Annotated in this window: 8 protein-coding genes; 4 read left to right on the forward strand and 4 right to left on the reverse strand. The window is 42.5% G+C overall.

Going from position 1 to position 11,812, the window contains the following annotated elements:
• Positions 1 to 30 precede the first annotated feature (30 nt).
• Positions 31 to 2,286 carry a GH92 family glycosyl hydrolase gene (locus DFQ12_RS14995; RefSeq protein ID WP_120259863.1) on the forward strand — a complete coding sequence of 752 codons (2,256 nt, stop codon included), beginning with the start codon at positions 31 to 33 and terminating at the stop codon, positions 2,284 to 2,286.
• Positions 2,287 to 2,453: 167 nt separating this feature from the next.
• On the opposite strand, the gene DFQ12_RS15000 is transcribed toward DFQ12_RS14995, so the two are convergent.
• Both DFQ12_RS15000 and DFQ12_RS15005 read right to left on the reverse strand, forming a co-directional pair.
• The gene (locus DFQ12_RS15000) at positions 2,454 to 4,934 is read right to left on the reverse strand and encodes a glycoside hydrolase family 95 protein (protein WP_120259864.1); all 2,481 of its coding nucleotides are present in this window, start codon (positions 4,932 to 4,934) and stop codon (positions 2,454 to 2,456) included.
• 3 nt (positions 4,935 to 4,937) lie between these two features.
• Positions 4,938 to 6,179 (reverse strand): glycoside hydrolase family 99 protein, encoded by a 1,242-nt coding sequence (locus DFQ12_RS15005; protein WP_208642560.1) that lies wholly within the window; start codon positions 6,177 to 6,179, stop codon positions 4,938 to 4,940.
• A gap of 373 nt (positions 6,180 to 6,552) precedes the next feature.
• On the opposite strand from DFQ12_RS15005, the gene DFQ12_RS15010 reads away from it, so the two are divergent.
• Genes DFQ12_RS15010 through DFQ12_RS15020 form a run of 3 tightly spaced genes read left to right on the forward strand, consistent with a single transcriptional unit; the run spans position 6,553 to position 9,498 of the window.
• Positions 6,553 to 7,830 (forward strand): erythromycin esterase family protein, encoded by a 1,278-nt coding sequence (locus DFQ12_RS15010; RefSeq protein ID WP_120259866.1) that lies wholly within the window; start codon positions 6,553 to 6,555, stop codon positions 7,828 to 7,830.
• On the forward strand, positions 7,830 to 8,735 hold the full coding sequence (locus tag DFQ12_RS15015; RefSeq protein ID WP_120259867.1) for an ABC transporter ATP-binding protein: 906 nt from the start codon (positions 7,830 to 7,832) through the stop codon (positions 8,733 to 8,735). Before DFQ12_RS15010 ends, DFQ12_RS15015 begins: the two co-directional genes overlap by 1 nt.
• A complete protein-coding gene (locus DFQ12_RS15020) occupies positions 8,728 to 9,498 on the forward strand; it encodes an ABC transporter permease (protein WP_120259868.1) in 771 nt (256 codons plus the stop codon). The genes DFQ12_RS15015 and DFQ12_RS15020 overlap by 8 nt, the downstream gene beginning before the upstream one ends.
• Positions 9,499 to 9,569: 71 nt before the next feature.
• Here DFQ12_RS15020 and DFQ12_RS15025 read toward each other — a convergent pair whose 3' ends face one another.
• Entirely contained in the window at positions 9,570 to 10,724 is a 1,155-nt protein-coding gene (locus tag DFQ12_RS15025) for a peroxiredoxin family protein (protein ID WP_120259869.1), read from the reverse strand.
• Entirely contained in the window at positions 10,711 to 11,808 is a 1,098-nt protein-coding gene (locus DFQ12_RS15030) for a TlpA disulfide reductase family protein (RefSeq protein ID WP_167457288.1), read from the reverse strand. Before DFQ12_RS15030 ends, DFQ12_RS15025 begins: the two co-directional genes overlap by 14 nt.
• Between the last annotated feature and the right edge of the window lie 4 nt (positions 11,809 to 11,812).

The following is an 11,812-nucleotide window of genomic DNA, read 5'->3' on the forward strand; positions in this document are numbered from 1 at the left end:
CTTAAACCATTAATCACTTAATAATTTAGAATGCTAAACAAGAATATCAATTTGAAACATAAAACCTTTCTACGGACAGTCTGTTGTTTTTCTTTTTTGTCTATCTTTTTGCTAAAAGGTTTTTCCCAATCCCAAAAGCCGAAAGACTTTGTGGACTATGTGAATCCATATATGGGTAATATCAGTCATTTATTGGTGCCCACTTATCCGACTGTTCACCTGCCGAACAGCATCCTGCGGGTCTATCCCGAGAGAGGGGATTTTACCTCGGATCGCCTCTATGGTCTTCCACTTATTGTTACGAGCCACCGTGGATCTTCAGCTTTTAATCTGAGCCCAATGCTACAGTTGCCCAAGGAGCTTAAACCTGTGCAGTTGTACAGTTATGATCAGGAAGAGATTAAGCCTTATCGCTATGCTGTTGTGTTAGACCAGGAGGATATTAAAGTAGATTATGCGCTGTCGCATCAGTCGGGTATGTACACGTTTACTTTTCCAGGCACAGCGACAAAATACCTGCAATTCAATTCGCGTGACGGGGAATTGAATTGGGATGGACAAGCCCTTTCAGGCAGTCAGGAAATTGGTAATGGCACACGTGTGTATATCTATGCCGTTCCTGAGATCAAGCCGAGTGTGGTGAGTAAACTCCAGGGAAAACAGCTGGAAAAAGGTACAGGTGCAAAAGGCAGAAATGCCTGTCTCATCTTGCAATTTGATAAGGCAGGGGCCGGTTTAAAGATGAAGTACGGTGTTTCCTTTATCGATGCCGCACAGGCTAAGGTTAATCTAAACCGGGAGATTGCTGATTTTGATCAAGAGAAATTAGCGGAAAATGGCCGTAAAATCTGGAATCAAGCACTTGGAAAGATCGCTGTCGAAGGTGAGAGTGAATCGGATAAAAATGTCTTTTATACCTCTTTGTACCGCACTTATGAGCGTCCGGTTAATATTTCCGAAGGTGGTCGTTATTTTAGCGCATTTGATGGCAAGGTGCATTCGGACGAAGGTAAACCATTTTTTACGGACGATTGGATCTGGGATTCGTACCGCGCGCATCATCCTTTACGCGTTTTGCTGGACCCAGCTGCGGAGTCGGATATTCTCAATTCTTTTGTGCGGATGTCGGAGCAGATGGACAAACCCTGGTTACCAACTTTTCCGGAAATCACCGGGGATAGTAGAAGGATGAACTCCAACCACGGCGTAGCAACTTTGCTGGATGCCTATCGCAAGGGAATTCGTGGTTTTGATATACAGAAAGCGTATCTCGCAGCAAAAGGAGCGATCACGGAAAAAACCTTAGCGCCATGGTCGGATAAGCCGGCGGGAAAAATGGATGACTTTTTTAAAGAAAAGGGATATATCCCGGCTTTGCACCCAGGTGAAAAGGAGATTTATCCCGAGGTACATGGTTTCGAGAGACGTCAGCCGGTAGCGGTTACCCTCGGTACTTCTTATGACCTGTGGTGTCTCGCGCAACTGGCGAACGAATTGGGTATAAAAGCGGATTATGAGCTTTTTATGAAGCAGTCTTTCAATTACCGAAATCTGTTCAACGAACAGACTAAATTTTTCCACCCCAAAGATGAAAAAGGTAATTTTATCATGCCTTTTGACTATGTTTTCGCCGGAGGACAGGGAGCCCGGGAGTATTATGGTGAAAATAACGCCTGGATCTACCGTTGGGATGTACAGCACAATATACCGGATTTGATTAAATTGATGGGTGGCAACCAGCTGTTTGTCCAGTATTTGGATGAAATGTTTCAACAACCATTAGGACGTTCCAAATTTGATTTTTATGCGCAACTGCCAGATCATACAGGAAATGTTGGTCAGTTTTCGATGGCCAATGAGCCCGCCCTCCATATTCCGTACCTCTATAATTACGCTGGACAACCCTGGATGACACAAAAACGCATCCATAAACTGATCGGCGAGTGGTTTAGAAATGACCTGATGGGGGTACCGGGAGATGAAGATGGCGGTGGTATGTCGGCCTTTGTGGTCTTTTCGCAGATGGGTTTTTATCCCGTTACACCGGGACTGGCATCCTATAGCATTGGGTCACCATTTTTCCGGAAAACAACGCTAAGCCTGCCAAATGGAAAATCTTTTGTGATTATCGGAAAAAACGCTTCAGCAAAAAATAAGTATATCCAATCGGCTACGCTGAATGGAAAACCATTGAATAGCACAGAGCTAAAGCATGCAGAAATCCTAAATGGCGGTACACTTGAGTTCATTTTGGGCGACAAAGCGAACAAAAACTGGGCAAATTAAAATCGCTCTTTTTGTTTGTCGGTAGCTGATACGCTGCTGGTTTATGACTATTATATTACTGATAGAGCCGCTACTTAATAAAAGGTCCTTTGGTCAATTGACCAAAGGACCTTTTTCGTTAAACTATTTCCTTAGCTCATTTTTGTTGCATATAAAGCTTGCTCAAGCTAAAACATCTGGGATGTAATTTGGATAGATTTTCCTTTGATTCCTTCCACTTGGATCTGCTTACCGGCATAACTGATACAGATCGGTCCATTTTTGCTTGGGATAAGTTCGGCATTTTCAAGTACACCATTGCTCCACTGGATATTGACACTGATATTGCCGCGTGCTTTCAATCCAGTGATACTGCCTTTATTTATATGTTTGCTTAAAGCGGGTAACAATTCGATTAAATAATTGTTGTTTTTATCGCGTACCTGACTCTGTAGGAGCATTTCGGCGATGGCAGCTGTAGCACCAAAATTGCCGTCAATCTGAAAAGGTGGATGATTGTCAAATAAATTGGGTAGGGTCTTTTCACTGATAAGATTGTAAAGCAACTTGTAGGAATGTTCACCGTCATGCAGGCGGTTCCACATATTGATTTTCCAGGCCAGGCTCCAGCCAGTGCCATGATCACCCCGGCTCAGCAAGGTCTTCTTTGCTGCTTCGGCTAGATCGGGTGTATTGGCAATGGAGATCTGATTGCTCGGGTGTAGCCCAAAAAGATGTGAGGTATGTCTGTGATTCACTTCCGTTTCCTGATAATCTTCGATCCATTCCATAATCCGTCCCGTCTCTTTGCTGATCTGTGTAGGGATCAGTTTTTGTAGGGCTGCCTGGCATTCTTGCCTAAAGTCTGGATCGTTGTCGAGCAAGGTCGACGCTTCAATATAGTTTTGTAGCAGATCGCGGATAATCTGCGTATCCATCGTAGCACCATATGTAAAACTGGATACTTCACCTGAAGGTAAGATAAAACTGTTTTCGGGAGAATGGGAAGGATTGGTTGTCCAGTATCCTGCAAACGGTTTATCAGAAGGAATCTGTATCATGAAATCCAATATAAAGCGGGCGGCACCTTTCATAATGGGATAAGCCTGTTCTTTCAGAAACTGACGGTCGCCGGTATAGCTATAGTGCTCCCAGGGATGTTGCGCTAGCCATGCCGAGCCCATAGGCCAAATCCCCTGTACACCATCCGCCGGAGCGGTATAGCCCCAGGCATCAGTAAGGTGGTGCACTACCCAGCCCCGGGCACCATAAATGGTACGTGCTGTGCGTTCACCAAAGGGAATCAGGGCCGAAGTGAGATCAAAGAGGGGCTGATGCAATTCGGACAGATTGGTTAGTTCCGCAGGCCAATAATTCATCTGCAAATTGATGTTGGTATGAAAATCGGCATTCCAGGGCGGGTCCATCTGCCAGGCCCATAGACCTTGCAGGTTTGCCGGCATATGCCCTGGGCGCGAGCTGCTGATCAACAGGTAGCGGCCAAACTGGAAAAACTTGCTGATCAGTGCGCTTGGAATCTGTTGTTGTCCACGTGTGAGCTTAATCAGTGAATCCGTGGGAACCTGCTTCCATTTTTGCTGCTCCGCATCGGCGAGATCCAACTGTACACGTTTGAAAAAATGCTGGTAATCCGCAATATGCGCTTGCTTTAACTGTTGATAATCCGATTTTGCCAATGTGCGCATTGTCTCACGACAACTTACCAGCGGATCTATGCCAGTTTTTTTTGCAGGGTAACTGATCTGTTTTAAACCCGGATAATCTGTTGCTGCAGTGATTAGTAGCGTGATCTCATCGGCACCTGTAATTGTTATCCGGCCAGCCGTGTTGGTCAGCCTGCCGCCTTTAAGAAAAACTTTTGCAATAGCAGAAAATTTGGTACCCTTCTCGCCTTCGCTGCCTGACTGTCCGATCTGGCCTTGAAGCAGCAATTGGCTGGGATCTTTTGGATCTGTAAGACAAGCGAAATCCTGGGCACGCTTCCAGCTGAAGTTCAGGTCCAGTGCCTGCTTTTTGTTGGCACTATACTGAATGACCATGGCATTGGCCGGTGCCGAAATAAAGGATTCACGCGTGTATTTTATGCCCTTATATTGGTAACTACTCTGCTGTATGGCGGTCTCCAGGTCCAAGGAACGTTGATATTGTTCAACCTGGAGATGCGGCATATCGAGCCACAATTCACCCAGCGATTGATAGGGCTTAATCCTTTTTGGAATGCCCATCAGCGTGCTATCAGCCAGTTCGACGGCTTCCTTGTTTTTTCCTTCAAAGAGCAATTGTTGGATACGTGGAAGGTAGGTTTTTCCTTTTGGGTTATTGGGATCCTGTGGCGCACCGGCCCATAATGTGCTTTCGTTAAATTGGATACGCTCATCGGCAACTCCCCCAAAGACCATGGCGCCAAGCTGTCCGTTACCCAGGGGCAAGGCTTCCTCCCAGACCTTCGCCGGAAGCGTATACACAAGGCTTAGTGGAGCAACAGAAAGTTTTTCCAGGGGTTTAATCTGCGCTCGGTCGGTCCAGAATTGATCTATCTTTTGTTGCCGTTGGCTAGCAGCTGTGGCATTGTTTTTCTGTTGTTGTGCCTGACTTTGGGTAAAGCATAGGAGTGCCAGGAGTGTACTGTTTATAAATTTTTTATTCATCTTTTAGTTTCTTTTTGGTTGCGTAACGGGGGCTGCGGTTTTAGTCTTCAGGTATTTGCCAGCTTGTCCCGTTAACCAAAGATAATGATCATTAGGTAAATTATCTTCAATTCCGACAAATGAGCCTTCTCCATTGAGTGGAACATCTTTTTGATGCAGGGTTTTGAATATGGCTGTACCTTCATCGACCTCGTCAAACATGGCAATATAGAGCATTTCGGCACCAATAGAAAGATTGTGCTGTAGCTGTTCCCAATAAAAGTTGCCCGAGTCACGTGGTACAAAGGCGCGAGAACTTCCGGTCATATTGGTCCAGGAAAAACCCGGAAAGCAGAGCGGAACATAGTCTACCTTGTTTTTTTTGCACCAGTCCATGTCGGCTTGAATCAAAGGTTTGAACTGGTCAAATCCGGCTTGATTATAACGGCCGACAAACCAGGGCATAATGATGTCGGACTTTTTGATCAAATTGTGTAAGAAGGGATCAGATTCGGTGTCCTGGCGAAGTTCGCGCCAGTAGGTTGGAACACCCAATAGCACACTGTAGCCATTTTGTTTGAGGTAATTGACAATGCGTTCGGCTGTTTTGAGGTTATACTTGCGGCCGTCGTTGAAACCTACGCCCCAGACGGCAATCAGTGGTTTGCCCTTATGGAACAGGTAGGTATGCGCTTTATTGCGCCGTTTTAATTCCAATTTCTTCTCCAGTGCAGCCACATCATCCATTAAAATCTTTTCATCACCATCTTTGATACCACTGAGATCATACATGATACAGACTGCGCGGTCCGCTTCATTGGCCGACTGAATGGCAGATTGCAGCACCTTGTTGAAATGATTTAACCCACTTGGATTGGCGATTTCGCCAACAAAACGTTGCATAAAAACCCCGTCAATACCATACTGCTTCATCCATTTAAAATGAAGATTGACGGACGAATAATCATGGGCGCTGTACAATTTCGCGGGTTTGCCCGCCTTGGTCATAAAGGGACTGTCGTAGGTCTTTTGGTAGGCACTGACATCAGGCCAAAAGTCGATATTCGTTGATCCGGGTTGAAAACCATTTTTACCCCGATAATGGTACCACCCGCGATCGGCGCCGTCTTGTGGACTATTAAACCAGCCTTGGTAACCGGCCATGACGAGACCCTTGTAGGAATCGTATTGCTTTTGGGCCAATAACATGTTTGCTGGCAGCAATAGCATGCTGAGCACATAAAGTTTGAGCGTTTTAACTAGCATAAAGATTTATATTGTTTGTAACTCCCAATATCAACGGATACCATTAATAGTCCATTAACAAAAGCATTAATATACATAGAAGAACCAAAAGAAGGATGAAAATAAATTATAAAACTCCTTTCTTGACAACAAAACTCAGGTTACTGATCGCGCGATAAGCGAGATTTAGGAAGGTTTGTTGAAACTATAACGCGCTCTTAAAAAACGGATAAGCATCTTATGCTTATCCGTTTTTTATTTTCGAAATAATAGGTGATTTTTATTAATTATTTATGGAAATGACAGAAATTATCATCTTATATTAGAAGTTGTTCGGAATAGTGTATCTTTAATTACCTATTTCTGGAAATATAAACCGAATTAATCGTGCAGAATGAAGCGTATACTTCTCGTAATAACGGCTCTTATTGCCATTATTTTAATTTTTAATAAACTTATTTATAATGATCGGCTTCCACCGAATTATCAGGCCCTGCGGGTAGATGTAAATCGTAATAAAGCGGTAGTCAATAGTATTTCCATGATGGATAGTAACTTTTCCGATCTCCGTGTATTCGATCGTATTTTAAAGGATAATAGAATACTGATGTTGGGGGAAATGATGCACGATGATGGGGAAACTTTTCGAGCCAAATCGAGGTTGATCCGCTATCTCCACGAAAAATTAGATTATAACATTGTACTCTATGAAGCCGGACAGTATGATATGTGGCTCATGAATAAGGAAATGGAAAATCCAACTATGCAGCTTCCTAAAAAATCGTTGGCTGGTCTGGGATTATTTGATTTCTGGTGGCGGAACAACGAAACGGATCCACTGATAAACTACTATCAAAAGTCTAAACTATCAGGCAAGCCAATTACTCTCGGTGGATTTGATATTCAGTTTTCCGGTCGTTTACTTGCTGATAAACGAGCAAAGTTGCTCGAGGATTTTTGCCTTAAAAATAAGATCGATCTAAAAGATTATCCCTTATTAAAAAAAGAACTTAACAATCTGGAGTATCTGACCCTAGCCAGGTATGCGGATAGAAAGCTTGATTCTACAGCTAAAAAACAGTTCTTAAATGAAATAGGGAAATTGAGATATGCTTTTCAGGTCTCTGGCGGAGACGAGGAACAGCGGGTTTATAACCGATACCTCGCGGATATAAAATCTAATTATGAAAAATCTTGGTCGTATGCGCCAGGATCCATGGCGAGTATGCAGCTACGGGATTCCTTAATGGCTCAAAATCTCCAATACCAAATAGATTCTTTATATGCCGGAAAAAAAATCATTATATGGTGTGCCAATATCCATACATTTTCGGCAGCTTATAACAAAGAATACCTTCCTTTGGGCACCTATATTAAAAAGAAGTATGGCCATCAGGCTTATATGCTTGACTTTAGTTCTTACGGACGGAAAAATGATGCAGGTCAAATAGTGGGGAAACCCGGTAAATTGGCCATTGAAAATTTATTCCATCAAACAGGGGTACCTTATTTCTTTTTGGATCTACGGGGACTACCTGATACCACTCAGCTCAGGAGGCCGTTTGTTTCAGTCATCAATCAAGGCATTGAGGAGGAAAGAAAATGGACAGACTATATTGATGGCATTTTTTATATTGATCTAAATAAAAGACCAACTTATCTCGAACGTTAATGGAAAGTATCCGAACACAACAGCTCAACTTTAAAATAGGCTCAAAAACCATTTTAAATAACATTGACCTCCATGTCCCAGACAAAAGTATCTACGGTTACCTTGGACGGAATGGTGCTGGAAAGTCTACTACTATCAAACTCCTTCTGGGGCTTCTACGGGACGAGGCTGATGCTATTTTTATCCAGGGACAAAGTTTAAAAGATTATCGTAGCGACATTTATGCAAATGTGGGCAATCTCATTGAAGCACCCTGTTATTACACCAAACTAACCGTTTTTGAGAATTTAAAATATTTGGATATCATCCACAAAAAGGGAGATAAGCGAATCGATGCGGTGCTCGAAATGGTAGATCTTGGAAGGGAGAAAAAGAAAAAAGCCAGTACCTTATCGATGGGGATGAAGCAGCGGCTCGGAATTGCCATGGCTATATTTCATGATCCACAACTATTGATCCTGGATGAACCACTCAACGGGCTCGATCCACAGGGAATTGTTGAGATGAGGAATCTGTTTCGCTTGCTCAATGAACAGGGAAAGACCATATTTCTGTCGAGTCACATTCTAAGCGAGCTCGAAAAGATAGCTACACATATAGGTATTATTGAGGGGGGAAAAATGATATTTCAAGGAACCAAAAATGAGTTGTTACGTGAGGTGGAAAGGGAGGCTCTATTGCGGACTTCTGATGCTACACGTGCGGCCACGGTTTTAAATAATGCCAAATTTTCGGTGTTAAGAACCGATGGACAGACGGTGGTGGTGAAAATAGCAGATGACAATCAATTTGATCAATTGATTAAATGTTTGGTGCAACAAAACATAGAAATCTATGGGCTAGAATCCCATAGTGCAGATCTTGAACAGATTTTTATAAACTTAATTTCCCGCTCGAATGACTAATACATTGTATACCGCCTTTTTGTCTGAAAAATACAAATTGCTCAGAAACCGGCAGATTTTTGGTGTCCTTATCGCGCCGGTATTGCTTATTTTCGCGATTGATGGTTATATTATATACGATATTATCCGGTCGGGCAGTATAAGTGCGGTACCTAACCCCTGGAAGGTATTGCTAGGAAGATATGTCTTTCAGTTTTTTTATTTGCTGTACCCGATTCTGGTCGCATTGTTTGTTTATGCCTGCTGTGATGTTGAGTATAAGAACAACAATTATAAGGTACTGTTTACTTTACCGCTTGACAAATCAAAGATATTCTTTTCAAAGGCTGTTTTTATACTGCTAACCATACTGTTTTCTATACTATTTGCTTATGCAGCCTTCTTGATCAGTGGGTATATACTGAGTTTGATCTACCCGGTGCTTGGTTTCCAGAATTACGATTATAGGTTGGTGATTTTCTTGACCTTTCTGAAGCTTTTGATTACGCTGTCGGCGATTTCTATGATTCAATTGGCATTAAGTCTGCTATTCAGAAGCTTTATTTATCCTATTGGCGTGAGCATGTTTATGTTGGTTTTTTCGGTATTTGTGGCTAAAAAAAGCTTCTCGGACTTTATTCCTTACACGGGTACTTATAAGGCTTTTTTGGATATAATGAATGAAAATGATGGCTTTGAAAGACTTGATTATAATAATATTGCTATGATCGTCTTATTTATGCTGATCAGTTTTTATATTTTCAAACGAAAGAGGCAGTTTTAACAAGAGTCTTACACCCTTTAATTTATAACAATGGTCGTCTATTTTTCAAATGACGACCATTGTTATTTATCTTAATTCAATATTGTCTTGAGGTATTTTTCCAATTCCGCTCCCCGCAGGTTTTTAGCGATAATAACGCCATTGGGATCGATCAGAAAATTGGTTGGAATAGCTTCGACCATATACCGCTTTCCAGCCGATTGATCGTCTTTGCTGTCGATAACTTGGGTGAATGGCATCTTTTCTTCTGTCAAAGCCTTTGTCCACGCTTCGGTATCCTTGTCAATGGACACGGCAAGCACCGTAAAGTTTTTATTTTTGAAGTTTTCAAAGGCATCTTTTACATGCGGCATTTCTTTTCGGCATGGGCCACACCAGCTTGCCCAAAAATCGAGCAATACATATTTGCCTTTATAATCACTCAACTTAACTGTTGCAGCGCGGTCGGATGTCAGCGCAAAATCAGGTGCTTTTTTCCCAATTTCTATTTTTCCAAGTTGTGCAAGAGACTGCTGCATCTGTTTGAGGTAATAGCTTTGTTGAAGTACCTTGGGCCCAAATTGTCCGAGAAATTCTTTAAGCTCAGCAGCATTGTTGCGTGGAGCAAAATATTGGCTGGCAATCATCGCATAGACCATTGCATTTGGATTTTTACTGATTTTCTCCGCAACCTCCTTACGTTGTATATCATAGATCGAATCAATCTTTTGTCCTTCGCGTTTTAACCACAGCTTATTTTCTTCCGTCTGAGCCTGATTATTATAAGCATCGAAGGCACGATTGTAAGCTTCGCTGCTGTTTTTTAGCAGTTTCGTGCTGGGAAGATTATCATAAGTTTCTGTAAATGCCGTCATGGCCGGTGAACCGATGATTTTATCCTCCTCTAGGCTTCCATTCGCTAGTTTTGCCTGTATAACCGTGTTGGTTGAACTAACCAAAAAGTGTATGGCCGGGCGTTTCATAGAGGGCCCGAGATTGCCTAAACTCGGTACATGGATAGCATAAAAGCGCTGATCTGTAGTATTTAATTTTGTTTCATACCGAAAACTGTCCTGTGCGGATTGGAATGTACCGATCGTTTTCATATCTGCATCCAACAAGCGGATCTCGCGATTACCCAAGCCGTCGATTCTGCCGCCAATGCTAACTTTTGTTTCCTGTGCCTGTGCAGTGAAAAACAGTAGGGCAATAGCTATGCCCAAACAGTATTTTTTAGTTGTGATCATATTTCTTTTTTAAGTATGTTAATAATTCTTCGTGGTCAATATGTTGTTGGACAACTGTGCCATTCTCATCTATCAAAAACAAGGTTGGCAATTGTTTGACGTAATAAGATTGTGCAACGGTATTATTGTCAAAACCTGTTAAATCCGATACTTGAATCCAAGGGATTCCATCTTTTTGAATCGCATCTAGCCATAGCTTCTCTTTATGGTCCATGGAATAGGAGACAACCTCAAAACCTTTGTCCTTATACTTTTGATAAGTAGCGACTAATTTACGGTTGGCAATCCGACATGGAGCACACCAACTGGCCCAGAAATCAAGCAATACGAGCTTACCTCTTAGCTGATCGAGCTTGAACGTTTTGCCAGTACTAGTTTTGGTAGCAATTGTAGGTGCCCGCTGGCCAACAAGGTATTGGCTTTTTTTCTCCTGACGGTATTTCAGCAGTTCTTGATAGGTACTGTACCGTTCTAGACGATTATCCAATTTAGCATATAGCTCTTCCAGTTGATTGTAATTCATGACTGCGAGATAAGGTCGATACCAGTCAAGTACCGCTAGCGATTGTGGAAAAGCCGCAAGATAGCTCGTCCGAATACTATCAAGCTGACGGTTGAACTCCTGCATTTGTAGTCCTAGACTGACCTTACCCTCTTCATCAGCTTTTTCGTAATTCCTGCCGATTTTTGAAAGTGTATCCTGGAGGTACTGGGAGTCGAGTTCATACCCCTTTTTGATGCTGTTTTCAAGTCCACCAATGACAATATTAGGCCGGTTCCAACTTTCATAAAGCTGAAGGTTGATCACCGCATTTTCCAGATAAAGGTCCTGGCTTTTTCTGATGCCTTTGACTTGTACGCTAGCAGCGATGGGGACCGCTGTTTGTCCTTTAAATGAAAATTTGCCATCAACGATAGTCGCTGAATCCAACAACTTTCGACCTTTATCCATTTGATATAAATAGACTTTGCTGACGGATTTGGCGCTGTGGATCTGACCTGCTATCTGATAGGAGGTCTGTCCTTTGGAAATCTGGGTACTTAAAAGGAATACCCAAATTAAAAGTGTATTGTATAATTTCATCTTT

Origin of the sequence: Sphingobacterium detergens (assembly GCF_003610355.1) — a bacterium.
Lineage (GTDB): Bacteria > Bacteroidota > Bacteroidia > Sphingobacteriales > Sphingobacteriaceae > Sphingobacterium > Sphingobacterium detergens.

Excerpts from the sequence above, each read along its gene's own strand:
- DFQ12_RS15000 (WP_120259864.1), bottom strand. The coding sequence starts at position 4,934 with ATGAATAAAAAATTTATAAACAGTACACTCCTGGCACTCCTATGCTTT.
- DFQ12_RS15030 (WP_167457288.1), bottom strand. The coding sequence starts at position 11,808 with ATGAAATTATACAATACACTTTTAATTTGGGTATTCCTTTTAAGTACC.
- DFQ12_RS15005 (WP_208642560.1), bottom strand. The coding sequence starts at position 6,179 with ATGCTAGTTAAAACGCTCAAACTTTATGTGCTCAGCATGCTATTGCTG.
- DFQ12_RS15025 (WP_120259869.1), bottom strand. The coding sequence starts at position 10,724 with ATGATCACAACTAAAAAATACTGTTTGGGCATAGCTATTGCCCTACTG.
- DFQ12_RS14995 (WP_120259863.1), top strand. The coding sequence starts at position 31 with ATGCTAAACAAGAATATCAATTTGAAACATAAAACCTTTCTACGGACA.
- DFQ12_RS15020 (WP_120259868.1), top strand. The coding sequence starts at position 8,728 with ATGACTAATACATTGTATACCGCCTTTTTGTCTGAAAAATACAAATTG.
- DFQ12_RS15015 (WP_120259867.1), top strand. The coding sequence starts at position 7,830 with ATGGAAAGTATCCGAACACAACAGCTCAACTTTAAAATAGGCTCAAAA.
- DFQ12_RS15010 (WP_120259866.1), top strand. The coding sequence starts at position 6,553 with ATGAAGCGTATACTTCTCGTAATAACGGCTCTTATTGCCATTATTTTA.